This window comes from Streptomyces sp. NPDC043896 (assembly GCF_056435605.1).
This window is the reverse complement of the sequence record NZ_JBWKEE010000001.1, coordinates 374,315-398,832: the sequence shown is the minus strand read 5'-3', so window position 1 is coordinate 398,832 and position 24,518 is coordinate 374,315. Positions and strand designations below refer to the sequence as shown.

Below are 24,518 nucleotides of genomic sequence, written 5' to 3'. Positions count from 1 at the left end.
ACGACATGATCACCCCTCGACCTCGCGCAGCAACTCGAGAATCTTGGCGACCTGCTTCTCCAGGTCGGCGTCGATCTCGGCGAGCGGGCGGGGAGGAACATACTTGTAGAAGTGGCGAGTAAAGGGGATCTCGTAGCCGGTCTTGGTCTTGGCCCAGTCGAGCCAGGCGTCAGGAACGTACGGCTTCACCTCCGCTTCGAAGTACGTCTGGATGACTTCCCGCTCTCCTGCCGCACCAGCGGTTGAGCCACCATAGGTAAACGGAACGTTCTCGGTATCACGCTTTTTCGAGTCGGGCTTCGGGTTGCCCTTGCGGTCAACGACAGAGTTCCCGTCCTCGTCCAGCAGGGGGCGCTCGACGGTGACCGTCCAGTAGCCGAACTCGTCGTTGCGCAGCACCTTGGAGAGCTCAGGATCGGCGTCCTCGAAGTCGGCGTACAGCCGCACGACCTTGGCGCGGTCGGCGTCCCTGATCTCGCGTCCCTTGGCACCGAGGTTCTTGCGCATCTTGGTCCAGAACGACGTGCCGTCGATCAGCTGCACCTTGCCCCGGCGGTCCGGGTGCTTGGTGTTGTCCAGGATCCAGATGTACGTGGCAATGCCGGTGTTGAAGAACATGTTGGTCGGCAGGGCGACGATCGCCTCGACGAGGTCGTTCTCCAGTAGCCACCGGCGGATGTTGGAAGGGCCGGATTCGGCTCCGCCATTGAAGAGCGGCGAGCCGTTCATGACGATGCCGACGCGACCGCCGCCATCCTCGGGAGCGCGCATCTTGTGGGCCAAGTGGAGGAGGAAGAGCATCTGCCCGTCAGAGGTCGCGGGGAGGCCCGGTGCGAAGCGGCCGTAGGGGCCGGCGGAGTCGCGCTCCTCCTTGACCGCCTTGGCGTACTGCTTCCAGTCCACGCCGTAGGGCGGGTTGGACATGCAGTAGTCGAACTGGCGGCCCTTGAAGGCGTCGTCGGTCAGCGTATTGCCGAAGGCGATGTTGGTCGCGTCGTGGCCCTTGGCGAGCAGGTCGGACTTGCAGATGGCATATGACTGCGGATTGTACTCCTGGCCGTACAGGCCCAACTTCGCGCCCGGGTTCTCGGCGAGCAGGTGCTCCTCTGCCAGGGAGAGCATGCCGCCGGTGCCGGCGGTGGGGTCGTACAGCGATCGGATGATGCCGCCCTCGGTGAGGTCGACGTCCTTCTCCGCAAAGAGCAGGTCGACCAGCAGCCGGATCGCGTCTCGCGGCGTGTAGTGGTCGCCGGAGGTCTCGTTCGCCGCCTCGTTGAACTTGCGGATGATGTATTCGAAGGCGTCGCCCATGTCGGAGTTCGACACCAGATCTGGGTGGAGGTCGACCTTGCCGAATGACTTGACGATCTCGCGCAGGAGCCCGGCCTTCTCCAGGGCCAGGATCTCCTTCTTGAAGTCGAAGTACTCGAACACGTCCACGTCGGCGGAGAACCGGTCGATGTAGTCGGCCAGGTTGTCCGCCAGCCCGTCCGCGTCGGGCAGCAAGGTCGCGAACGAGTAATTGGAGGTGTTGTAGAAGGTCCGTCCTGTGGCCTTCTTGACCTCGACCTTGAGCCGGTTCGGGTTCTCGTGCTTCGCAGCCAGCTCCCGTACCACCGCGCGGTCCGGCGCAAGTACGCAGTCGAGCCGTCGCAGGATCGTGAACGGGAGGACCACTGTCCCGTACTGGTTGGGGCGATAAGGGCCGCGAAGTTGGTCAGCGATAGACCAGATGAAGCTACCGAGCGCGCTCACAAGTTCCTCACGAGAATCGTCTAGCAGTGCCGATCACTTTGCCAGAGCCAGCAGTCGCCGTCCCACGGTTCAGCCACTCACCAGAGCAGAACCCAGCACCAGCACCACATCCCCGTCCCAGCACAATCCCAGCACGGTACGGATGACCAGGGATGACGACAGGTGACGAGGGGTCAGCCATCCCAGCACCATCCCGGCACGGGAAAGACCAAGGGCCCGACCCCGAAGGGTCGGGCCCCCTCTGACCTGCGTGTTTGCCAGATCAGCGACGTGGTGATGTGTCAGCCGCTACACGTTGAAGCGGAACTCCACCACGTCGCCGTCCTGCATGACGTAGTCCTTGCCCTCCATGCGGGCCTTGCCCTTCGCGCGGGCCTCGGTGACCGAGCCGCACTCGACCAGGTCCGCGAAGGAGATGACCTCGGCCTTGATGAAGCCGCGCTGGAAGTCGGTGTGGATGACGCCCGCCGCCTCGGGGGCGGTGGCGCCCTGCTTGATCGTCCAGGCGCGGGTTTCCTTCGGGCCTGCCGTCAGGTAGGTCTGGAGGCCCAGCGTGGCGAAGCCGACGCGGCCCAGGGTGGCGAGGCCGGGCTCCTCCTGGCCGACCGACTGGAGGAGTTCGAGGGCCTCGTCGTCGTCCAGCTCCGCGAGGTCCGCCTCCAGCTTCGCGTTCAGGAAGATCGCCTCGGCCGGGGCGACCAGGGCGGACTGCTCCGCCTTGAAGGCCTCGTCCGCCAGCTCGTCCTCGTCGACGTTGAAGACGTACAGGAACGGCTTCGTGGTCAGCAGGTGCAGCTCGTGGAGGAGGTCGCCCTGCTCCGTGCCCTTGGTGATGCCCTTGGAGAAGAGGGTGTCGCCGGCCTCGAGGATCTTCTTGGCCTCGACGACCGCCGCGAGGACCGCGACCTTGTCCTTCTGGAGGCGGGATTCCTTCGTCAGGCGCGGCTCCGCCTTCTCGATGGACTGGAGGTCGGCGAGGATCAGCTCGGTGTTGATCGTCTCGATGTCGTCCTTGGGCGAGACCTTGCCGTCGACGTGGACGACGTTCTCGTCCTTGAAGGCGCGGATGACCTGGCAGATCGCGTCCGACTCGCGGATGTTCGCGAGGAACTTGTTGCCCAGGCCCTCGCCCTCGGAGGCGCCGCGCACGATGCCCGCGATGTCGACGAAGTCCACCGTCGCCGGGAGGATCTTCTGCGAGCCGAAGATGCCCGCCAGGACGTCCAGACGCGGGTCGGGCACGCCGACGACGCCGACGTTCGGCTCGATGGTGGCGAACGGGTAGTTGGCCGCCAGTACGTCGTTCTTGGTCAGGGCGTTGAACAGGGTCGACTTGCCGACATTCGGCAGGCCGACGATTCCGATCGTGAGCGACACGTTGGCGACTTCCCGTAGCTGGAGGGGGCGGCGGCCCGGAGGTGGGCCACCGGACAGTTTACTTTCCGATGAGCGGCACTGGTTGTACGCGTGTCCGGGGCGGGATCCGGGGGCCCTCCCGCCTAAGTTTGGTGGGGTGGAGCAATACAGGATGCGTTCGGTACGTCACCCGCAGGCGCCCGCCCCGCGGCGGCGGCCCGCCGTGCCCCGGCGGATGCCCCGGCCCCTGCTGACGGGGCTCGGCGGCGGGCTGTTCGCCTGCCTGGCGATGCTGCTGGTGGCGGGGATCTGCCGGCTGCTGTTCGGATCCTCGCTCTTCGCGTACGGGCTGCTCTTCCTCCCCGTCGCCGCCGCGATCGGCGTGTGGGTGCGCCCCGCGGACCTGATCACCGCCCCGATCTCGGCCCCGATCGCCTTCGCCGCCGGAGTGTGGCCCGTGTCGGGCGGCTCCGGCGGCTTCGGCGGGGAGCTGATGGGGGTGGTGTCCGCGCTGTCCCTGCACGCCGGGTGGCTGTACGCGGGCACGCTGGCCGCCGGCCTGATCGCGCTGGTACGCCGGGCCGCGCTGAGCGGGCGCAAGCGCGCCGCCCGCCGCCAGCGCCGGGCCGCCTACTGAGCGGCCCCGTCCCCGTCTACTGAGCGGCCCCGTCGCGGGCGGCCATCGCCGCGCCGACGATCCCCGCGTTGTTCTGGAGCTTCGCCGGGACGATCTCCGCCCGGATCCCCTTGATCAGCGGCAGGAACTTCTCGGGCTTGCGGCTGACGCCGCCGCCGAGGATGAACAGGTCCGGGGAGAAGAGCATCTCCACGTGGGCCAGGTACTTCTGCACCCGGTGCGCCCAGCGCTCCCAGGTGAGGTCGCCGTCCTCCTTGGCCTTGACCGAGGCCCGGGTCTCCGCGTCGTGGCCCTTGAGCTCCAGGTGGCCCAGCTCGGTGTTCGGGACGAGCCTGCCGTCCAGGAACAGCGCGCTGCCGATGCCCGTACCCAGGGTGAGGAGGAGCACCGTGCCCCGCACCCCGCGCCCCGCCCCGTAGGTCATCTCGGCGATGCCCGCCGCGTCCGCGTCGTTGAGGACGGTGACCTGCCTGCCGCCCAGCCGGGCCGAGAGCAGGGACGCCGCGTCGGCCCCGACCCAGCCCTTGTCCATGTTGGCGGCCGTCCGGGTGACGCCCCCCGTGACCACGCCCGGGAAGGTGACCCCGACCGGGCCGTCCCAGGAGAAGGCCCCGACCACCTCCGCGACACAGCCGGCCACCCCGTCGGGGGTGGCCGGCTGTGGGGTGAGTACCTTGTGGCGCTCCTGCGCCAGCTCACCGCGTGCCAGGTCCACGGGAGCGCCCTTGATGCCGGAACCGCCGATGTCCACACCGAAGATCTGCATGGACATACGGTACGAAAGGACTTACTTCTCGGCGACCAGTTCCGCGGCCTCGGCGCGCAGGTCGCGGCGCAGCTCCTTGGGCAGGGAGAAGGTGATGTGCTCCTCCGCTGTCTTGACGATCTCCACGTCCGCGTAGCCGCGCTGGGCGAGCCACTCCAGGACCTCTTCGACCAGCACCTCCGGCACCGAGGCGCCCGAGGTCAGGCCGACGGTGGTGACCCCGTCCAGCCACGCCTCGTCGATCTCGTCGGCGAAGTCGACCAGGTGGGCGGCCTTGGCGCCGGCGTCCAGGGCGACCTCGACGAGGCGGATCGAGTTCGAGGAGTTCTTGGAGCCGACGACGATGACCAGGTCGGAGTCGGCGCCCATCACCTTGACGGCGGCCTGCCGGTTCGAGGTGGCGTAGCAGATGTCGTCGCTGGGCGGGGAGACGAGCAGCGGGAACTTCGTCTTCAGCGCGTCGACGGTCTCCATGGTCTCGTCGACCGAGAGGGTCGTCTGGGAGAGCCAGACGACCTTGGACTCGTCGCGGACCTCGACCTTGGCCACGTCGTCCGGGCCGTCGACGATGGTGATGTGGTCCGGGGCCTCGCCGGAGGTGCCGATGACCTCCTCGTGGCCTTCGTGGCCGATGAGGAGGATGTCGAAGTCCTCGTTGGCGTAGCGGATGGCCTCCTTGTGGACCTTGGTGACCAGCGGGCAGGTCGCGTCGATCGTCGCGAGCTTCCCGCGCGCCGCCTCGTCGTGGACCACCGGCGCCACGCCGTGGGCGGAGAACATGACGATGTTGCCCGGCGGGACCTCCTCCGTCTTCTCGACGAAGACGGCGCCCTTCTTCTGCAGCGTCTGGACGACGTACTTGTTGTGCACGATCTCGTGACGGACGTAGACCGGAGCACCGTACTGCTCGAGGGCCTTCTCGACAGCGATCACGGCACGGTCCACGCCCGCGCAGTAACCGCGCGGGGCGGCGAGCAGGACGCGGCGGGAGGCGGGAGCAGGGGCGGGAGCAGTCATACGCTCCATCGTACGGGGGTCTCCAGCAGGCCGGACGTCGCCCGTTCGGCACAGACTTGGCCGAACGTCCGTACCCACCGTCACCCGGAGGACCGATGGCATCCGCTACGGATTCCAGCACGGCCGCGCCGGCGGCGCTGAGGCGGAGTCTGGGCTTCCGGGACCTGGTGGTCTACGGCCTGCTCTTCATCGCGCCCATGGCCCCGGTGGGGGTCTTCGGCACCCTGGACGCGAAGTCGCACGGGGCGGTCGCCCTCGTGTACGTGGCCGCGACCGTGGCGATGGCCTTCACGGCCTTCTCGTACGCCCAGATGGTGCGGGTGGCCCCGCAGGCCGGCTCGGTGTTCACGTACGCCCGCAAGGGGCTCGGCGAGGGGGCGGGGCTGATCGCCGGGTGGATGGCGATGCTCGACTACCTGCTGATCCCGGCGGTGGCGTACCTGTTCTCGGGGATCGCGATGAACGCGCTGGTCCCGGAGGTGTCCCGGTGGGTGTGGACGGCCCTGGCGGTGGTGGTCACCACCGCGCTGAACCTGTGGGGCGTACGGGCGGCCGCGCGGGTGGGCTTCGCGGTGCTGGCGATGGAGCTCGTGGTGCTGCTGGTGTTCCTGGTGGCGGCGGTGACGGTGCTGGTCCAGGACGGGCCCCGGCGCGGCTGGCTGTCCCCGCTGACCGGGGACGGGCCGGGGGGCCTCCCGGCGGCGGCCGTGCTGGGGGCGGTGTCCGTGGCCGTCCTGTCGTACCTGGGCTTCGACGCCATCGCCTCCTTCGCCGAGGAGGTCACCGGGGGCAGTGCCCGGGTGGCCCGGGCGGTGCTGTTCTGCCTGGCGCTGACCGGGGTGCTGTTCGTGGCGCAGACGTACCTGGCGGCGCTGCTCACCCCGGTGTCCTCGGCGGAGCTGGCGGCGGATCCCGCACGACAGGGGCCGGCCTTCTACGACGCGGTCGAGGCCTCGGTCGGGGCCTGGCTGCACGACCTGGTGGCGCTGAGCAAGGCGGTCGGGGCGGCCTTCGCCGCGCTGGCCGGGCAGGCGGCGGCGGGGCGGCTGCTGTTCGCGATGGCCCGGGAGCGGCGGCTGCCGGGCGCGCTGGCGCGCACCTCGGACGGCACCCCGAGGGCGGCGCTGCTGGTGGCGGCCTCGGTGACGCTGGTGGCGGCGGTGTGGGCGGCCCGGCGCGACGACGGCCTGGACCACCTGGTCTCCGTGGTGGACGTCGGGGCCCTGGTGGCGTTCACCCTGCTGCACGCCTCGGTGGTGGGGTGGTTCGTGGTCCGGCGGCGGGAGGGGGCCCCGGTGTGGTGGAAGCACCTGGTGGTGCCGGTGCTGGGGGCGGCGGTCACGGTGGCGGTGATCGTGGAGGCCTCCTGGACGGCGCAGCTGGTGGGGGCGGTGTGGCTGCTGGCGGGCCTGGCGGTGCTCCTCGTACAGCGCGGGCGGGGGCGTCGCCCCCTTCGGGACGGGGCCGCCGGCGAGTGAGCCGGAGGGGCGCGCGGCTGCCGGAGGGGAGGGCGCGGAGGCCCGTGTGGGCGAGCGGGCCGGGCACGGCCGGCCGCCGGCGGTGGCTCCGGCGCCCCGGATACGGACCGAGCCGACGAAAGAAGGTGTCAGCGGCGCCGGTTAGCCTGCCTCCATGGGTCTGAATACGTCGGCCGAAGCGCCGCTCCCGGTCGCGCAGGTGTCCCGGCTCATCGGGGGCTGGATCGACCGGCTGGGCCAGGTGTGGGTGGAGGGGCAGATCACGCAGCTGTCCCGGCGTCCGGGGGCCGGGGTGGTGTTCCTGACCCTGCGCGACCCGTCGCACGACGTCTCCGTCAGCGTGACCTGCTTCCGCCAGGTGTGGGAGGAGGTCGCGGACGTGGTCTCCGAAGGCGCGCGGGTCGTCGTACTGGCCAAGCCGGAGTGGTACGCCCCGCGCGGGCAGCTGTCCCTGCGGGTGACCGAGATCCGCCCGGTCGGCATCGGGGAGCTGCTGGCGCGCCTGGAGCGGCTGAAGCGGTCGCTGGCCGCCGAGGGGCTCTTCGCGCTGGACCGCAAGAAGCCGCTGCCGTTCCTGCCGCAGCTGATCGGCCTGGTGGTGGGGCGGGCCTCGGCGGCCGAGCGGGACGTGCTGGAGAACGCCCGGCGCCGCTGGCCGGCGGTGCGCTTCGAGGTGCGCAACGTGGCCGTGCAGGGGGTGCACGCGGTGCCGCAGGTGGTGCGGGCGGTCCAGGAGCTGGACGCGCGGCCGGACGTGGACGTGATCATCGTGGCGCGGGGCGGCGGCAGCGTGGAGGACCTGCTGCCGTTCTCGGACGAGGAGGTCGTACGGGCGGTCGCGGCGGCCCGTACCCCGGTGGTCTCGGCGATCGGGCACGAGCCGGACTCCCCGCTGCTGGACCTGGTCGCGGACCTGCGGGCCTCCACGCCCACGGACGCGGCCAAGAAGGTGGTCCCGGACGTCGGGGAGGAGCTGGACCGGGTGCGCCAGCTCCAGGGCCGGGGGCTGCGCGCGCTGCGCGGGCTGCTCGACCGGGAGGAGCGGGGCCTGGCGCACGCGCTGGCGCGGCCGGTGTTCGTGCACCCGCAGCGGATGGTGGAGACCCGGGAGGCGGAGCTGGAGGCGCTGCTGGCACGCAGCCGGCGCACGCTCGGGCACCTGCTGGACCGGGCCGACTCGGAGCTGGAGCACACCCTGGCCCGGGTGGTCGCGCTGTCTCCGGCGGCCACCCTGGAGCGCGGGTACGCGGTGCTCCAGCGGGCGGACGGGCACGTGGTGCGGGCGGCCGGGGAGGTCGTGCCGGGCGAGGTGCTGCGCGCCCGGGTGGCGGTGGGCGGGTTCACGGTGTCGGTCGCGGAGGTCCCGGCGGAGGTCCCGGCGGAAACCGGGGCGGAAACCACGGCGGAGGTCCCGGCGGAAACCCCGGCGGGCACCACGCCGGAGGCCCCGGCAGGGACGGCCGCGGAGACCGGCTCGACCACCGCTCGTGCCCCCCTCGAGAACTGACACGAACCACCCGAAACTACATGCATCACACACCTACGATGGGACACAGGGAATGACCGACACCGATACGGCGCTGGGGTACGAGCAGGCACGCGACGAGCTCGTCGAGGTCGTCCGCAAGCTGGAGGCCGGCGGCACCTCCCTGGAGGAGTCCCTGGCGCTCTGGGAGCGCGGCGAGGAGCTGGCGAAGGTCTGCCGGCACTGGCTGGAGGGCGCCCGCGCCCGGCTGGACTCGGCACTGGCGGCCCGGGAGGCGGCCGACGGGGAGGGCGGGGGCGGCCGCGAGGAGTGACGCGCGCCACCCCTGAACCGATTTAGTTGAAGTTTCATCTACTTCCGTCGTAGAGTCGGTGACACCGCTTCACCTCCGAAGAAGAAGGCTTACCGATGTCTCTCGTGCTCGACGCCGCCGCTCAGGACCTGCTGTTCCGCGAGGCCCGCACCGCCAACTCGTTCTCCGACGAGCCCGTGACCGAGGAGCAGGTCCAGGCCATCTACGACCTGGTGAAGTTCGGCCCCACCGCCTTCAACCAGAGCCCGCTGCGCATCACGCTGGTCCGCTCCCCCGAGGCCCGCGAGCGCCTGGTGAAGCACATGGCCGAGGGCAACCAGGCCAAGACCGCCGCCGCCCCGCTGGTCGCGATCCTCTCCGCGGACAACGAGTTCCACGCGGAGCTCCCCGAGCTGCTGCCGCACTTCCCGCAGGCCGCGGACGCCTTCTTCTCCGAGCGCCCGGTCCGCGAGCAGTCCGCCCTGCTGAACGCCGCCCTCCAGGCCGCGTACTTCATCATCGGCGTCCGCTCCGCCGGCCTGGCCGCCGGCCCGATGACCGGCCTGGACTTCGCCGGCGTGCAGAAGGAGTTCCTGGACGCCGACCACACCCCGCTGATGGTCGTCAACATCGGCAAGCCGGGCGAGAACGCCTGGTTCCCGCGCTCCCCGCGCCTGACCTTCGACCAGGTCGTCACCACCGTCTGAGCCGCCCGAGCGCCGGTACGGACACGAGAGAGGCGCCCGCCCCCGGATTCCCGGGGCGGGCGCCTCTCGTCGTCGCGGCACCAGAAGGCGCTACGGGGCCTGCGGCCGCTACGGGGCCCTCAGCGCTACGGGGCCTGCGGCCGCTACGGGGCCCTCAGCCGCTACGGGGTCTGCGGCCCCTGCTTGAACTCCAGCGCGGCCGCCATCACGCCCAGCTGCTCGAAGGAGGCCGTGCCGGTCACCACCGTCACGTGGCCCTGCTCCTGCCGGACGAGGGCGTCGTACTTCTCGCCGTCCCAGCGCTCCCACGCCCGGTCGCCGATCTGCTGGGTCTGCCCGGTGGCCTTCGCCTGCTGGGTGACCTTGGCCACGTTCTTGGCGGAGGTGTCGGTGGACTGCTCCACCGCCACGTACTGCTTGTCCGGGTCCTGGAAGCCCAGGTGCCAGGCGCTCGCGTTCTTGCGCTCGAAGGTCACCGAGGTCGCCCGCCACTGCTCCGGGAGGCCCACCGGGGCCGCCACCGGGTACGGCGCCGCGCGCCGCGCCGTGAGGGTCTCCACCCGGTAGTCCACCGTGCGCGTCGGGTCGGCGTCCTCGTCATGGGGGATGAAGATGTAGATGCCCGCCACGACCACGCCGATCACCGCCAGCGACCGGACCATGTCCCAGACCGTCTGCTTGCCTTTCATACCTGCCACCGCACCATCGTCCCGCATCGCCCGCCGCGATCGTCGCCGGGGGTGGGGGTGGCGGGCGGGGCAGGTGTCCCGAGAGAGGCACACGGCGTCCGCTCAGCCGTACGCCATGACCGATATTCCGCTCATACGTGACCCGGTCTGCTCAATATGTCGATGAACCGATAGAGTTCCAGCACCCTCACATCCCGGCCGTCGTCGTACAGAAAGGTGCGCTCCGATGACCGAGCACAACCTGCCGCCCCAGCTCGAAGTCGCTCCCGATTCGCCTGACCGCAACCTCGCCCTGGAACTCGTACGGGTCACCGAGGCCGCGGCGCTCGCCGCGGGCCGGTGGGTCGGCCGTGGCGACAAGATCGGCGCCGACGGCGCCGCGGTCAACGCGATGCGCACCCTGATCTCCACCGTCTCGATGAACGGCGTCGTCGTCATCGGCGAGGGCGAGAAGGACGAAGCCCCGATGCTCTTCAACGGCGAGCACGTCGGCGACGGCACCGGTGCCGAGGTCGACATCGCCGTGGACCCGATCGACGGGACCACCCTCAACGCCAAGGGCATGCCCAACGCGATCGCCGTCCTGGCCGCCGCCGACCGCGGCACCATGTTCGATCCGTCCGCGGTCTTCTACATGGACAAGCTGGTCACCGGCCCCGAGGCCGCCGACTTCGTCGACATCAACGCCCCCGTCTCGGTGAACATCCGCCGCGTCGCCAAGGCCAAGAGCATCGCCCCCGAGGACGTCACCGTCGTCATCCTGGACCGCCCCCGCCACGAGGGCATCGTCCGGGAGATCCGCGAGACGGGCGCCCGGATCAAGTTCATCTCCGACGGCGACGTCGCCGGCTCCGTCATGGCGGTCCGCGAGGGCACCGGCGTCGACCTGCTGATGGGCATCGGCGGCACCCCCGAGGGCATCATCTCCGCCTGCGCCATAAAGTGCCTCGGCGGCGTCATCCAGGGCAAGCTGTGGCCCAAGGACGAGGCCGAGCGCCAGAAGGCCATCGACGCGGGCCACGACCTGGACCGTGTCCTGACCACCAACGACCTGGTGTCCGGCGAGAACGTCTTCTTCGTCGCCACCGGCATCACGGACGGCGAGCTGCTGCGCGGCGTCCACTACCGCTCGGAGACCGCGACCACGTCCTCGCTGGTCATGCGCTCGAAGTCCGGCACCATCCGGCAGATCGACTCCACGCACCGCCTGTCGAAGCTGCGCGCCTACAGCGGCATCGCCTTCGACCGCGCCCAGTAGGAGCGGTCCGCCGGCGAACGGCACGGCGAAGGGGCGGTCCCGGTGCGGGGGACCGCCCCTTCGGCGTTGCCGGTGCGGGAACCACCCCGCCGGCGTTCCGGTGCCGCCCTCGCGGCCGCGCGTTCCGGCGTTCCGTCCTCGCCGGTGCCGCGTCGTGCCGTACGTACGGCCCTGCCCCGGCCCGCCCGGTCAGCCCGCCGCGGCGACCGGCCCGGGCGTGCCCGCGCCGGGGAGCAGCTCGGCGGCCCGGCGGCGCCTGCGCCCCAGGACGACGCGGCGCTCGGCGGCGGTGAGGCCGCCCCAGACCCCGTACGGCTCGGGCTGGAGGAGTGCGTGCTCACGGCAGGCGACCATCACGGGACAGCGGGCGCAGACCCGTTTGGCGGCCTCTTCGCGGGCGAGCCGGGCCGCGGTCGGCTCCTTGGACGGCGCGAAGAAGAGCCCCGCCTCGTCCCTGCGGCAGACGGCCTCGGCGTGCCATGGGCCGTCCTCTTCCCTGGCCGGAACCCGCGGCTTCGGCACGGCGGCCGGGCGCGTCTGAAGACTCTGGACGGCGACTGCCTGCAGGGACTGATGCGGCGGATGCGGCACGGTCTACTCCTGACGACGTATACGCGAGCGAGACGCGAGCGAGAGACGATGCAGCAGTCCCTACCCGCTGCGCGTGCCGCTATGCACCGTGTGCCACCGGGGCGACCGGGTTCGTCCGAAAACCGGCCGCCCGGCCGACGCGCTTCAGTCGAGGTGCTTGCGGAGCTTCGCGGCCAGGTCCACGAGGCGGGAGCCGCGCTTGGGGCGGGCCTCGATGTTGCCGAGCAGGGAGAAGCCCCGGACGATCACGACGGGGGCCTGCGCGTCGGCCGCGACGCCCTCGCCGCGCACGTCGAAGTTGCCGAGGACGCCGCTGCCGTAGCCGCGCAGGGTGACGTTCTCCGGGACGAGGACCTCGACGTTGCCCAGGACGCTGGTCACGGTGATCTCGGTGACCTGCTGTTCGAAGACGGCCTCGGTGAGGTCGATGGTGATGTCGCCCATGACCGACACCGCGCGGGTGCGCGCGCCGGGGCGCCAGCGGCCCTTGCGGGCGGAGCTGCTGCACACCGCGACGACGGTCTCGACGGGCCCGGCGGCCGTCGTGGCGGTCACGGCGGCGGGCGCGGCCGCCGGGTGGCCGGCGCCGCCCGCCGGGAGGTCGCGTACGAGCAGGTCCAGCTCGCCGACCGTCTTGACGGCGTAGAGGGTGTCCAGCCGCTCGGAGTGCTCCTCGGAAGTCAGCCGGCCCTCCGCGAGGGCGTCGGAGAGGATCTGCGCGATCCGGTCCCGGTCGGCGTCGGAGGCGCGCAGCCCGGAGGGGCCGGCGGCCGGAGCGGGCGCGGGGGCGGGGGCGGCGGAGTGCTTTTCCAGGTCCACGTCAACCAGCATAGCGAAACACGATAGATCGCGATACTGCTGGGTGAGCCTTACCTCACAGACACGGCCGCCGCGAGAGGTCCTACGCTGGATAGCCGCGCTGCCAAATCGGTCGCCAGCGCCGTCTGCCGAGTGAGGAATGACTGCCGTCATGCCAGAGTTTGCGTACACCGACCTTCTCCCCCTGGGCGAGGACACCACCCCCTACCGGCTGGTGACCTCGGAGGGCGTCTCGACCTTCGAGGCCGACGGCCGTACGTTCCTCAAGGTCGAGCCCGAGGCGCTGCGCAAGCTCGCCGCCGAGGCCATCCACGACATCCAGCACTTCCTGCGCCCCGCGCACCTCGCGCAGCTCCGCCGGATCATCGACGACCCGGAGGCCAGCTCGAACGACAAGTTCGTCGCGCTCGACCTCCTGAAGAACGCGAACATCGCGGCGGCCGGCGTCCTGCCGATGTGCCAGGACACGGGCACGGCGATCGTGATGGGCAAGCGCGGCCAGAACGTCCTCACCGAGGGCGGCGACGAGGCGGCGCTCTCGCGCGGCATCTACGACGCGTACACGAAGCTGAACCTGCGCTACTCGCAGATGGCCCCCCTCACCATGTGGGAGGAGAAGAACACCGGCTCGAACCTGCCCGCGCAGATCGAGCTGTACGCGACCGACGGCGGCGCGTACAAGTTCCTCTTCATGGCCAAGGGCGGCGGCTCCGCCAACAAGTCCTTCCTCTACCAGGAGACGAAGGCGGTCCTCAACGAGGCCTCCATGATGAAATTCCTGGAGGAGAAGATCCGCTCGCTCGGCACGGCGGCCTGCCCGCCGTACCACCTGGCGATCGTGGTCGGCGGCACCTCCGCCGAGCACGCCCTCAAGACGGCCAAGTACGCCTCCGCGCACTACCTGGACGAGCTGCCGACCGAGGGCTCGGCCCTGGGCCACGGCTTCCGCGACCTCGACCTGGAGCAGCAGGTCTTCGAGCTGACGCAGAAGATCGGCATCGGCGCGCAGTTCGGCGGCAAGTACTTCTGCCACGACGTCCGCGTCGTCCGCCTCCCCCGCCACGGCGCCTCCCTCCCGGTCGCGATCGCCGTCTCCTGCTCGGCGGACCGCCAGGCGGTCGCGAAGATCACCGCCGAGGGCGTCTTCCTGGAGCAGCTGGAGACCGACCCGGCGCGCTTCCTGCCGGACACCACGGACTCCCACCTGGACGAGTCCTCGGACGTGGTGCAGATCGACCTCAACCAGCCGATGGACGAGATCCTGGCGACGCTGACCAAGCACCCGGTCAAGACCCGCCTGTCCCTCACCGGACCCCTGGTCGTGGCCCGCGACATCGCGCACGCCAAGATCAAGGAGCGGCTGGACGCGGGCGAGGGCATGCCGCAGTACCTCAAGGACCACCCGGTGTACTACGCCGGCCCGGCGAAGACCCCGGAGGGCTACGCCTCCGGCTCCTTCGGCCCGACCACGGCCGGCCGCATGGACAGCTACGTCGAGCAGTTCCAGGCGGCGGGCGGCTCCAAGGTCATGCTGGCCAAGGGCAACCGCTCGCAGCAGGTGACGGACGCGTGCGGCGCGCACGGCGGCTTCTACCTCGGCTCGATCGGGGGACCCGCGGCGCGCCTGGCGCAGGACTGCATCAAGAAGGTCGAGGTCCTGGAGTACGAGGAGCTCGGCATGGAGGCGGTCTGGAAGATCGAGGTCGAGGACTTCCCCGCCTTCATCGTCGTGGACGACAAGGGGAACGACTTCTTCCAGAACCCGGCCCCGGAGCCGACGTTCACCCACATCCCGGTGCGCGGCCCGGGTCTGGCCTAGAGCGCCGCCGGGGCGGGGCGGCCACGCCCTGCCCCGGTTCAGGCGCCGAGGGGCCGTCGACCGGCAGAGGAGCCGCCGGACCGCGGCAGCCAGGAGCGGAGCGCCTCCGGTGACGAACTCCTCGCTGGGGTCAGTACTCCCACCTCCAGGTCACCGGATGCGCGGCCCCCCTGCCGCCGCTGCCGCGCTGAGCCCGGTTAACGTCGGGTACGCAGCCCCGCAGCAGTGGGTTCACTCCGGTTCGCAAGGATCCCCGTATGACAGCCCCGACGTCCTCCCTCCGCCGCACCGCCCGCGCCACGCGCGTCGTCGCGCACCGCGGGGCCTCGTACGAGCACCCCGAGCACACCATCGAGGCGTACCGGCGGGCCATCGCCGACGGGGCCGACGCCCTGGAGTGCGACGTGCGGCTGAGTGCCGACGGGCGGCTGGTGTGCGTGCACGACCGGACGGTGGAGCGGACCTCGGACGGGCGCGGGGTCGTCTCCGAGCTGACGTACGGGCAGCTGTCGGCGTTCGACTTCGGCGGCTGGAAGGGCGAGGAGCACCGGGGCGCCCGGGTGCTGCTCTTCGAGGACCTGCTCAAGGAGGCGCTGGCGGCGGACCGGCCGGTGGGGCTGGCCGTGGAGACCAAGCACCCCACCCGTGCGGGCGGCCGGCTGGAGGCCGAGCTGGTGCGGGTCCTGAAGGAGCACGGGCTCGCCGACGGCTCCGACGGCCGGGTCGAGGTGATGAGCTTCTCCCGCAACGCGCTGACCCGGCTGCACCGGCTGGCGCCGGGGCTGCCCGCGGTGTACCTGATCGAGCGGAGCCTGCGGCCGCCGCGCCCGCCGTTCGCGGGGCACGCCGGTCCGGGTATCGACCTGGTGCGCAGGGACCCGGGGCTGGTGGGGCGGCTGAGGGCCAAGGGGCTGCGGGTGCGGGTGTGGACCGTGGACGAGCCCGAGGACGTGGAGCTGTGCGTACGGCTCGGGGTGGAGACGATCATCACCAACCGGCCGCGGCAGGTGCGGGAGCAGCTGGAGGCGCTGTGACGCCGTTACGTGCGTCCCCCGACGTGGGAACACCCGGCCGGATGCGCTCCGGCCGGGTGTGGGGGGTTCGGTGGCGGTGAGGTGGGGGTCCCGGGGGTCGCGGCGGGGGTTACGCGAAGCGCTGGTTCGGCGAGCCGTTGCAGGGCTGGAGGCGCAGCTGCTCGTGGGCGGCGGCGACGGTGAGGCACATGCCGGTGGCCGCGGCGGGGCGCAGGGTGGCGCCGTCGCGGACGAACCGCTGGTTGGCTCCGCCGTGGCAGTTGTAGATGATCAGGCCGGTGCCGGCGCCGTAGTCGGCTCCGGGGGCGTCCAGGCAGCGGTCGTGGGTGAGCTCGATGTGGAGGGACTTCCTGGCGGAGTCGTACCACCAGCCCTGGTTGCGGCCGCCGTGGCAGTCCCAGCCGACCACCTTGGTGTCGTTGGCGCTGGAGCCGCCGAAGGAGTCGAGGCAGTTGCCGGTGGCCTCGTTCTTCAGGGGCTTGTAGAGGGAGTCCCAGGCTCCGGCCTGGAGTACGGGCGTGCCGGTGCCGGCGGGGTCCGCGCAGGAGGCCTCGCGCAGGCCCGAGGCGTAGAGCTGCGTGAGGCAGGACGCGAAGGCGCCGTGACCGCGGTAGTTGGGGTGGAAGGACTGCCGGGCGGTGTTCTCGTCCCACGGGAAGTGGTCGCCGAGGTCCAGGTAGAGCCCGCGGGCCCAGGTGTCCTCCATGCAGACCTCGTGGCCGTGGAAGAGCCGGGAGTTGTCGAGGTAGACCGCGCCGGAGTTGCGGGCGGCCTCCCGCATCCCCTTCTCGAAGGTGGGCACTGCGTAGTTGCGGCCCCAGGTGGCGTCGGAGTCGTAGCCGGCGCAGCCCCCGGGGAGCTTGCCGGGGAAGTTCGGGTTGTCGTGGAAGTCGGGGCCGATGGGGCTGGGGTAGCCCATGACGACCAGCTTGTAGTCGGAGTCGGCGTAGCCGGCGTCGCGCATGACCGTCTTGAGGTCGGCGACGGTGGCTTCGACCTTGGGCCTGAGGCCGTCGACGCGTGCCTGCCAGCCCGGGGCGTACTTGGGTTCGCAGGTGCCCTGGCTGAGGACCCAGCGGGTGACGCAGTCGGTCATGACCGGGCCGAACTGGAGGTCGTCGTTGGCGCCGGCGACCAGCAGCACCATCTTGATCCTCGTGTTGCGGGCCTTGATGGCGAGGCTGTCGCTCTGCACGAGTTCGTCGGCGTACTGCTTGCTGCCGCCGATGCGGATGTTGCCCGTGTAGCCGCCGGAGCAGGCGACGTTGAAGGTCAGGTCGGCGGGGATGCCGGTGCGGTGGATGGCCGCGTCGGGCGAGCGGTGGCACTGGTTGGTGGGGGTGTTGGTGGCGGGGTCGTAATTGCCGACGCCCTCGCCGGAGATCTCGCTGTCGCCGAGCGAGATGAGGCCGGTCTTGCGGTCCGCGAGGGGACGGACGGCCGGGTCCCCGTAGATCTGGACCGCCTCGGCGGCGCGGAGGGCTTCCAGCTCCGGCGGGAGGGGCGTGATCGCGCCGGACGCGGCGGGGGCGGCCTGGGCCATGGGGGTGACGGCGGTGACGCCCCCGAGGGCGGCCGCGAACGCCGCGATGGCGGCGAAGGTACATCTGAGCCTGGGTTTCGTGCGGGCACGTGCCATGAACGCCTCCCCGATATCGGTGTTACCCCCGGTATTTACTGGCCGGTAGGGGAGATGGGAACAGTTCGAACAAGACAATTGCTCAAGTTTCTGAGGAGGCTACAAAGATGACTGACGATCAGCAGCCGCAGGCGTTCCGGACCGAGCACGACTCCATGGGCGAGGTACGGGTGCCCGCGCACGCCAAGTGGCGCGCGCAGACCCAGCGCGCGGTCGAGAACTTCCCGCTCTCCGGGCAGCGCATCGAGCGCGCCCACATCGAGGCCCTCGCCCGGATCAAGGCCGCCGCCGCCCTGGTCAACGCGAAGCTGGGCGTGGTGGACGAGGACGTCGCGCGGGCGATCCGGTCCGCCGCCGCCGAGGTCGCCGAGGGGCGCTGGGACGAGCACTTCCCCGTCGACGTCTTCCAGACCGGGTCCGGGACCTCGTCCAACATGAACACGAACGAGGTGATCGCCACCCTGGCCACCGAGCGGCTCGGGCGCGAGGTCCACCCCAACGACCACGTCAACGCCTCGCAGAGCTCCAACGACGTGTTCCCCTCGTCCATCCACATCGCCGCCACCGCCGCCGTCTCCCGCGAGCTGATCCCGGCCCTGGAGCACCTCGCCGCCGCCCTGGAGCGCAAGGCCGCGGAGTTCGCCGAGGTGGTCAAGGCCGGGCGCACCCACCTGATGGACGCCACGCCGGTGACCCTGGGCCAGGAGTTCGGCGGGTACGCCGCCCAGGTCCGTTACGGCGTCGAGCGGCTGCGCGCGGCCCTGCCGAGGCTGGCCGAACTCCCGCTGGGCGGAACGGCGGTGGGCACCGGCATCAACACCCCGCCCGGGTTCTCCGCCGCCGTGATCGCCGAGGTGGCCGGGGCGACGGGGCTGCCGCTGACGGAGGCGCGCGACCACTTCGAGGCCCAGGGGGCGCGGGACTCGCTGGTGGAGACGTCGGGGGTGCTCCGTACGATCGCCGTCTCGCTCACCAAGATCTGCAACGATCTGCGCTGGATGTCCTCCGGTCCGCGCACCGGATTGGCCGAAATCAATCTGCCGGATCTCCAGCCGGGGTCCTCGATCATGCCCGGGAAGGTCAATCCGGTCGTGCCCGAGGCGGTGCTGATGATCGCCGCGCAGGTGATGGGGAACGACGCGACAGTCGCCGTGGCCGGCGCCGCCGGCAACTTCGAGCTCAATGTGATGCTCCCGGTGATGGCCCGGAACCTGCTCGAATCGATCCGCCTGCTCGGCAACGGCAGCCGGCTGCTGGCCGACCGCACGGTGGACGGGATCACCGCCAACTCCGAGCGTGCCAGGGAGTACGCCGAGTCCTCGCCCTCGGTGGTGACCCCGCTCAACCGGTACATCGGGTACGAGGAGGCCGCCAAGGTGGCCAAGCGCGCCCTCGCCGAGCGGAAGACGATCAGGGAGGTCGTCCTGGAGTCCGGCTACGTCGACCGGGGCGCGCTGACGCTCGCGCAGCTGGACGAGGCGCTCGACGTCCTGCGGATGACGCGCCCCTGAAACCGGTTCCGGCCAGGGGCCGAATCCGGTCGTTTGCGGCCCCCGGGCACCTCCGTGACCTGCACCGCAGCATCCCAACGGGGCTCCGCCCTAAGATCTGCGCATGACAGGTACCTACAGGCCCGGGGGCGGCGCGGCACGGCCCGCCGCGGGGGGTGGAACGCGGGGGGCGCGCTGGGCGCCCGGGGAGCAGATCCTCTGGCGCTACCGCGACCACGCCCCGGGAGCGGAGGGCCCGTTCCACATCGCCCGCCCGGTGACGGTGGTCCGGGACACCGACGAACTGCTCGCGGTGTGGATGGCGCCCGGCACCGAGTGCGTCAAGCCCGTGCTGGCGGACGGCAGTCCGGTGCACCGCGAGCCGCTCGCCACCCGCTACACCGCGCCGCGCACCACCGCGCGCTCGCACTGGTTCGGCGGGGGCGTGCTCAAGCTGGCCCGGCCCGGGGAGCCCTGGTCGGTCTGGCTGTTCTGGGACGGCGACTGGCACCTGAAGAACTGGTACGTCAACCTGGAGGAGCCCCGCACCCGGTGGGCCGGCGGGGTCGACTCCGTGGACCACTTCCTGGACATCGCCGTCTACCCGGACCGCAGCTGGAAGTGGCTGGACGAGGACGAGTTCGCGCAGGCGCAGCGCACCGGCCTGATGGACCAGCGCCGGGCCCGCGAGGTGGTGGACGCGGGGCGCGCGGCGGTGGAGGTCATCAAGGCCTGGGGGGCTCCGTTCTGCGACGGATGGCAGGACTGGAGGCCCGATCCGGCCTGGGGAGTTCCGCTTCTGCCCGAGGACTGGGACCGCACCCCGGCGCATATGACCTCATGAGACCCTTGATGCGCCCCCGGGGTTCAAACGTAGGATCGTCCTCCGCCGGTCGTACGCGGGGGGCCCTACCGGTCCCGCATCCGTAAGTGACCTGCGGCGACCGGGACTTGACCGGAGGTCGACGCGAGCGAAAGGTAACGAGCGGGACGCGGTACCCGGGGGTGATGGTGCCCCCGCCGCTGAGCGGGTATACCGCGACTGACCGAGTTGAGTGCAGCGCACATCGAGCGCAAACGGACGGAATTCCACGCGTGACGGAGTACCCCACCTCCCAGGAGGGCCCGCAGCCCACCGTCGCCTCCGGCGGAGGTACGGATGAGCTCGGCCACGGCAAGGCCCCCATCGCGGCCGCCGAGGCCGTACGCACGCATGCCGACTTCCCGCGCCCGCGCGGCACCACCGGCGAGGGCTCCGGGCACGGCCCGGCGGACACCGCCGCGGACACCGCGCGCGGCCGCGACGGCGAGGCCGCGCGCAACGCGGGCCGGCGCACCCCGGCCGGCGGCCCCGGGCAGGCCGACGGCGCCCCGGACGGACTCGGCGGGGCCGAGGCGGCCGCGGCGGCCGTACGGACGGCCCCGGACCTCGGCCCGGGCTCCGGCGGCGCGGGCTCCGGTTCCGGCGCGGGCTCCGGCCCGGGCTCCGGCAGCGCGGGCTCCGGTTCCGGCGCGGGCTCCGGCCCGGTCGAGGTCGGCGTGGCCCGCCGCGAGGGCGACCGGCTGCGCTTCGTCGGCGCCGCCACGCGCCGGATCGCGCGCGGCATCGACCTCGACGAGATCGTGCTCGGCCTGTGCCGGGCGACCGTGCCGACCTTCTCCGACGCCATCCTCGTCTACCTGCGCGACCCGCTGCCCGTCGGCGACGAGCGGCCCGTCGGCCCGGTCGTTTTAAGGCTGCGCCGCACCGACCGGCTCCGGCCGATCGACGACCTGACCGACGCCGCCGAGGGCGCCGGTGCCGCGGGGGGCGCCGGCGAGCTCGACTTCAGCCAGCTGCCGCTGGTCGGCCCGCAGGGTGACCTGCCCGCGGCCGAGCTGTGCGAGATCCGCCCCGGCGGGGCCCTCGCCGAGGTGCTGCGCGGCGTACGGCCGGTCTTCGGTTCGGCCGCCGGGGCCAAGGACGCGCTGCCGGAGCTGCTGGGCGCCGACCATCCCGTACCGCGCGGCCAGCGGGCCATCCTGGCCCCGCTGCGGGGCCGCCGGCGCGTGATCGGCGCGGCGGTGTTCCTGCGCACCCCGGACCGGGACGCCTTCGAGCAGAACGACCTGCTGGTGGCCGCGCAACTGGCCACGCACACCGCGCTCGGCATCGACAAGGCGGTGCTCTACGGCCGCGAGGCGTACATCGCCGACGAGCTCCAACGCACCATGCTGCCCGACGGCCTCCCCCAGCCCACCGGAGTGCGGCTGGCCTCCCGCTACCTGCCCGCCGCCGAGACGGCCCGGGTGGGCGGTGACTGGTACGACGCCATACCGCTGCCCGGCAGCCGGGTCGCGCTGGTCGTCGGCGACGTCATGGGCCACTCCATGACCTCGGCGGCCATCATGGGCCAGCTGCGCACCACCGCGCAGACCCTGGCCCAGCTGGACCTGCCGCCGGCCGAGGTGCTGCACCACCTGGACGAGCAGGCCCAGCGGCTGGGCTCCGACCGCATGGCCACCTGCCTGTACGCGGTCTACGACCCGGTCTCGCACCGCATCACCATCGCCAACGCGGGCCACCCGCCGCCGGTGCTGCTGCACCTGGGCGGCCGCGCCGAGGTGCTGCGCGTCCCGCCGGGCGCCCCCATCGGGGTCGGCGGCGTGGACTTCGAGGCCGTGGAGCTGGACGCCCCGGCGGGGGCGACCCTGCTGCTGTACACGGACGGGCTGGTGGAGTCCCGGCTGCGGGACGTGTGGACGGGCATCGAGCAGCTGCGCGAGCGTCTCGCCACCACGGCGCAGCTGACCGGGCTGGACCACTCGCCGCCGCTGGAGGCCCTCTGCGACGACGTGCTGGACATGCTGGGCCCGGGCGACCGGGACGACGACATCGCGCTGCTCGCGGCCCGCTTCGAGGGGATCGCGCCCAGCGACGTGGCGTACTGGTTCCTGGACCCGGAAGAGACCGCTCCGGGCCGGGCCCGCCGGTTCGCTCGGCGCGCCCTGGCCCGCTGGGGTCTGGAGGAGCTGAGCGACTCGCTGGAGCTGCTGGTCAGCGAGGTGGTCACCAATGCGGTCCGGTACGCGGAGCGGCCGGTGACGCTGCGTCTGCTGCGTACGGACGTGCTGCGCTGCGAGGTCGGTGACGACTCCCCACAGCTGCCGCGCCAGCGGCGGGCCCGGGAGACCGACGAGGGCGGGCGGGGCCTGTTCCTGGTCAACCGGCTGGCCCGCCGGTGGGGTGCGACGCGGCTGAGCAGCGGCAAGGTGGTCTGGTTCGAGCTGCCGCTGCCGGGGCCGCACGAGCGGCGCTGACCGGCGGAGCACGCGGAAACGGAACGGCCCCGCAGCGGGATCGCTGCGGGGCCGTCGTCGTCGTGCGCGGCTACCTGTCGAGCAGGTTCGGCTGCGGCGGGCCGGGAGGCGTCGGGTCCTTCGTCGGCGGGGTCGGCTTCCCGGTCGGCGGGGTCGGCTTGCCGGTGGGCGGCGTCGGGCCGCCGGTCGGCGGGGTCGGCCGGCCGGAGCTGCCCGAGGGGTCGGGGGTGCCGGACGGGCGGGTGGTGCCGGAGCCGGACGGCGACGGGGAGACGGAGCCGCTGGGGCTGGCCGACGGGGTGGCGGCGCGGGAGGGCGCCGGGGTGCCCATCCGGGCGTCGTCCAGGTCGAACTGGCCCGTGGTCTGGCCCTTGAGCGCGGCCGTCGTGTACGCCTGCCAGATCTGCGCGGGGAAGCTGGAGCCACCCGCGCGGCCCTTGCCGGCGGTACCGGTCAGGGTGACCTGGCCGTGGGTGTTGGGGTCCTCGCCGAACATCGCGACGACGGTGACCAGCTCCGGGGTGTAGCCGGTGAACCACGCGGCCACGTTGGACTCGGTGGTACCGGTCTTGCCGGCGGCCTCGTAGGCGGAGCTGCGGACGGCCTTGCCGGAGCCGTCCTGGACGACGCCGGTGAGGACCTTGGTCACGGTGTCGGCGGTGGTGCTGGTGAGCACCTGGGAGCCGATCGGGCTGACCTGCTTGAACTCGCCGTCCTTGTGCTCGGCCTTCTTGATGATGGTCGGGGTGACCTTCTTGCCGTGGTTGTCGAGGGTGGCGTAGACGGCGGCCATCTCGACGGTGTTGGCGCTCATCGTGCCGAGCGACATGGCGGGGCTGTCCTGCGGCCAGCCCCGGCGGTCGGTCATGCCCATGGAGAGGGCGGTCTTCTTCACGTTCGTGGGCTTGGCGTCCACGATCATCTGGGCGTAGACCGAGTTCACGGAGGAGTTGGTGGCCTCCTGGACGGAGACCATCGGGTCGCCGTAGTTCTCGTTGTCCTGGTTCTGCGGGGCGAACGGGGTGTCGCTGCCGACCACGGGGCGCTTGCTGGTGCCGTCGTAGAGGGTGCTCGGGTTGATCGGGCGGCCGTCCTGGGTCTTCGACCCGTTCTCCAGGGCGGAGGCCAGCACGATCGGCTTGAAGGTCGATCCCGGCTGGAAGTCGGTGCGCAGGGCGTTGCTCGCCGCCTTCTCCGTCAGGCCCAGGCCGCCGTACATCGCGACGATGTAGCCGGTCTTGGCGTCCACGGAGGTGGCCCCGGCCTGGACGCTCTGGTCCTGGGGCCGGTCCTTGGTGTTCTTGCGCTCCAGCTTGGACTCCAGCTCGTCCTGGACGGCCTTCTCCAGGGCGGCCTGCTTCTTCTTGTCGATGGCGAGGGTGATCGTCCAGCCGCCGGCGGCTATCTCGGAGTCCTTGATCTCCTGGCGGTTCATCTCGGCCTCGGCGGCCTGGATGAGGTAGCCCTTCTGCCCGTCCATGCCCGGACGCGGCTTGGGCTTGATCGGCTCCTGGAACTTCAGGGTCTTGCGCTTCTCCGCGTCCAGCTTGCCCATCTCGACCATGTTGTCGAGGACGGCGTTGAAGCGGATCATGACGAGCCGCTTGCCGTTGGGGCCGGCGGTCGCCCAGTCGTACTGGCTGGGGGCCTGGATGACGGCGGCGAGGTACGCGCCCTGCTCCAGGGTCAGCTTGTCGGAGTCGACCCCGTAGTAGGCCTGGGCGGCGGCCTGGATGCCGTACGCGTTGCGTCCGTAGAAGTTGGTGTTCAGGTAACCGGCGAGGATGTCGGGCTTCTCCATCCGCTGGTCGACCTTGAGGGAGATGATCAGCTCGCGCAGCTTGCGCGTCGGCGACTGGTCCTGGGTCAGGTAGTAGTTCTTGACGTACTGCTGGGTGATCGTCGAACCACCGGCCGTGCCCTTGCCGCGGACCGTGTTGGCGAGGCCGCGGAGCACGCCCATGACGTCGACGCCGCGGTCCGTGTAGAAGGTCTTGTTCTCGATCGCGATGAACGCGGTGCGGACGTCCTCGGGGACCTTGTCGATCGGGACGATCTCGCGGTTCATGTCGCCGGTGCGGGCCATGATCGAGCCGTCGGCGTACTTGTACGTGTTGCTCTGCAGCGTCGCGGTCTTGTTCGGGTCGGTCGGCTCGTCCACGGAGAAGTACAGGGCTATGCCCGCGACCACCAGGAGGACGAGGCCGCCGAGGAAAGTCCCCAGCAGCGTCTTCCAGTTGAGGAAGCGGCGTATGCCACTGCGCTTCTTCGTCGCCTTGCCCGCGCGCCCGCCGGCGCGCCCGCTCGGCGCATTCCGCGCACCGCGTTGCTGCTGCGCCCGTCGCGCATCTGCTCGGCCCATCGCTCCCGCTCCGCTCGATTACC

20 protein-coding genes are annotated in these 24,518 nt (G+C 71.5%); 11 read left to right on the top strand and 9 right to left on the bottom strand.

Annotated features, from left to right (window positions below; translation table 11 throughout):
* Window positions 1-9: 9 nt before the first annotated feature.
* Both AC069X_RS01920 and ychF read right to left on the bottom strand, forming a co-directional pair.
* Window positions 10-1,755 (bottom strand): N-6 DNA methylase, encoded by a 1,746-nt coding sequence (locus AC069X_RS01920; RefSeq protein WP_478724041.1) that lies wholly within the window; start codon window positions 1,753-1,755, stop codon window positions 10-12.
* A gap of 288 nt (window positions 1,756-2,043) precedes the next feature.
* Window positions 2,044-3,132 carry a redox-regulated ATPase YchF gene (ychF, locus tag AC069X_RS01915; RefSeq protein WP_478724039.1) on the bottom strand — a complete coding sequence of 363 codons (1,089 nt, stop codon included), beginning with the start codon at window positions 3,130-3,132 and terminating at the stop codon, window positions 2,044-2,046.
* Window positions 3,133-3,283: 151 nt separating this feature from the next.
* Here ychF and AC069X_RS01910 point away from each other — a divergent pair, with 151 nt between their 5' ends.
* Complete coding sequence (locus tag AC069X_RS01910; RefSeq protein WP_478724037.1) at window positions 3,284-3,748, top strand: DUF6542 domain-containing protein; 465 nt, start codon at window positions 3,284-3,286, stop codon at window positions 3,746-3,748.
* A 16-nt stretch (window positions 3,749-3,764) separates the two neighbouring features.
* On the opposite strand, the gene ppgK is transcribed toward AC069X_RS01910, so the two are convergent.
* Together ppgK and AC069X_RS01900 are read right to left on the bottom strand one after the other, a co-directional pair.
* Window positions 3,765-4,514: a polyphosphate--glucose phosphotransferase gene (gene ppgK, locus AC069X_RS01905; RefSeq protein WP_478724036.1), complete on the bottom strand. Its 750-nt coding sequence runs from the start codon at window positions 4,512-4,514 to the stop codon at window positions 3,765-3,767.
* Window positions 4,515-4,535: 21 nt separating this feature from the next.
* Entirely contained in the window at window positions 4,536-5,540 is a 1,005-nt protein-coding gene (locus tag AC069X_RS01900) for a 4-hydroxy-3-methylbut-2-enyl diphosphate reductase (RefSeq protein WP_478724034.1), read from the bottom strand.
* An 86-nt stretch (window positions 5,541-5,626) separates the two neighbouring features.
* Between AC069X_RS01900 and AC069X_RS01895 the strand changes: the two genes are divergently transcribed.
* From AC069X_RS01895 to AC069X_RS01880, 4 genes are all read left to right on the top strand, one after another.
* Window positions 5,627-7,009, top strand: a complete 1,383-nt coding sequence (locus tag AC069X_RS01895; RefSeq protein ID WP_478724032.1) for an APC family permease — start codon at window positions 5,627-5,629, stop codon at window positions 7,007-7,009.
* 154 nt (window positions 7,010-7,163) lie between these two features.
* Window positions 7,164-8,516: an exodeoxyribonuclease VII large subunit gene (xseA, locus tag AC069X_RS01890; protein WP_478724030.1), complete on the top strand. Its 1,353-nt coding sequence runs from the start codon at window positions 7,164-7,166 to the stop codon at window positions 8,514-8,516.
* A 52-nt stretch (window positions 8,517-8,568) separates the two neighbouring features.
* Window positions 8,569-8,808: an exodeoxyribonuclease VII small subunit gene (locus AC069X_RS01885; protein ID WP_478724028.1), complete on the top strand. Its 240-nt coding sequence runs from the start codon at window positions 8,569-8,571 to the stop codon at window positions 8,806-8,808.
* Window positions 8,809-8,903: 95 nt separating this feature from the next.
* Window positions 8,904-9,494, top strand: a complete 591-nt coding sequence (locus tag AC069X_RS01880) for a malonic semialdehyde reductase (RefSeq protein ID WP_478724027.1) — start codon at window positions 8,904-8,906, stop codon at window positions 9,492-9,494.
* A 161-nt stretch (window positions 9,495-9,655) separates the two neighbouring features.
* Here AC069X_RS01880 and AC069X_RS01875 read toward each other — a convergent pair whose 3' ends face one another.
* Complete coding sequence (locus tag AC069X_RS01875) at window positions 9,656-10,183, bottom strand: DUF4245 domain-containing protein (RefSeq protein ID WP_478724344.1); 528 nt, start codon at window positions 10,181-10,183, stop codon at window positions 9,656-9,658.
* 226 nt (window positions 10,184-10,409) lie between these two features.
* Here AC069X_RS01875 and glpX point away from each other — a divergent pair, with 226 nt between their 5' ends.
* Window positions 10,410-11,441 carry a class II fructose-bisphosphatase gene (glpX, locus tag AC069X_RS01870; RefSeq protein ID WP_478724025.1) on the top strand — a complete coding sequence of 344 codons (1,032 nt, stop codon included), beginning with the start codon at window positions 10,410-10,412 and terminating at the stop codon, window positions 11,439-11,441.
* A 189-nt stretch (window positions 11,442-11,630) separates the two neighbouring features.
* On the opposite strand, the gene AC069X_RS01865 is transcribed toward glpX, so the two are convergent.
* Together AC069X_RS01865 and AC069X_RS01860 are read right to left on the bottom strand one after the other, a co-directional pair.
* On the bottom strand, window positions 11,631-12,032 hold the full coding sequence (locus AC069X_RS01865; protein WP_478724023.1) for a WhiB family transcriptional regulator: 402 nt from the start codon (window positions 12,030-12,032) through the stop codon (window positions 11,631-11,633).
* Between the two features lie 144 nt (window positions 12,033-12,176).
* Window positions 12,177-12,851, bottom strand: a complete 675-nt coding sequence (locus AC069X_RS01860) for a DUF1707 SHOCT-like domain-containing protein (protein WP_478724021.1) — start codon at window positions 12,849-12,851, stop codon at window positions 12,177-12,179.
* 151 nt (window positions 12,852-13,002) lie between these two features.
* Here AC069X_RS01860 and AC069X_RS01855 point away from each other — a divergent pair, with 151 nt between their 5' ends.
* Window positions 13,003-14,670 carry a fumarate hydratase gene (locus AC069X_RS01855; protein WP_478724019.1) on the top strand — a complete coding sequence of 556 codons (1,668 nt, stop codon included), beginning with the start codon at window positions 13,003-13,005 and terminating at the stop codon, window positions 14,668-14,670.
* A 257-nt stretch (window positions 14,671-14,927) separates the two neighbouring features.
* On the top strand, window positions 14,928-15,704 hold the full coding sequence (locus AC069X_RS01850; RefSeq protein ID WP_478724017.1) for a glycerophosphodiester phosphodiesterase: 777 nt from the start codon (window positions 14,928-14,930) through the stop codon (window positions 15,702-15,704).
* Between the two features lie 109 nt (window positions 15,705-15,813).
* Here the strand turns inward: AC069X_RS01850 and AC069X_RS01845 are convergent, their stop codons facing one another.
* The gene (locus AC069X_RS01845) at window positions 15,814-17,343 is read right to left on the bottom strand and encodes a ricin-type beta-trefoil lectin domain protein (protein WP_478724015.1); all 1,530 of its coding nucleotides are present in this window, start codon (window positions 17,341-17,343) and stop codon (window positions 15,814-15,816) included.
* A gap of 107 nt (window positions 17,344-17,450) precedes the next feature.
* On the opposite strand from AC069X_RS01845, the gene AC069X_RS01840 reads away from it, so the two are divergent.
* From AC069X_RS01840 to AC069X_RS01830, 3 genes are all read left to right on the top strand, one after another.
* Complete coding sequence (locus AC069X_RS01840) at window positions 17,451-18,854, top strand: class II fumarate hydratase (RefSeq protein ID WP_478724013.1); 1,404 nt, start codon at window positions 17,451-17,453, stop codon at window positions 18,852-18,854.
* Between the two features lie 103 nt (window positions 18,855-18,957).
* Window positions 18,958-19,677 (top strand): cytidylyl-2-hydroxypropylphosphonate hydrolase, encoded by a 720-nt coding sequence (gene fomD, locus AC069X_RS01835; RefSeq protein WP_478724011.1) that lies wholly within the window; start codon window positions 18,958-18,960, stop codon window positions 19,675-19,677.
* A gap of 251 nt (window positions 19,678-19,928) precedes the next feature.
* A complete protein-coding gene (locus AC069X_RS01830; RefSeq protein ID WP_478724009.1) occupies window positions 19,929-22,133 on the top strand; it encodes a SpoIIE family protein phosphatase in 2,205 nt (734 codons plus the stop codon).
* A 70-nt stretch (window positions 22,134-22,203) separates the two neighbouring features.
* On the opposite strand, the gene AC069X_RS01825 is transcribed toward AC069X_RS01830, so the two are convergent.
* The gene (locus tag AC069X_RS01825; RefSeq protein WP_478724007.1) at window positions 22,204-24,495 is read right to left on the bottom strand and encodes a transglycosylase domain-containing protein; all 2,292 of its coding nucleotides are present in this window, start codon (window positions 24,493-24,495) and stop codon (window positions 22,204-22,206) included.
* Window positions 24,496-24,518: the final 23 nt, after the last annotated feature.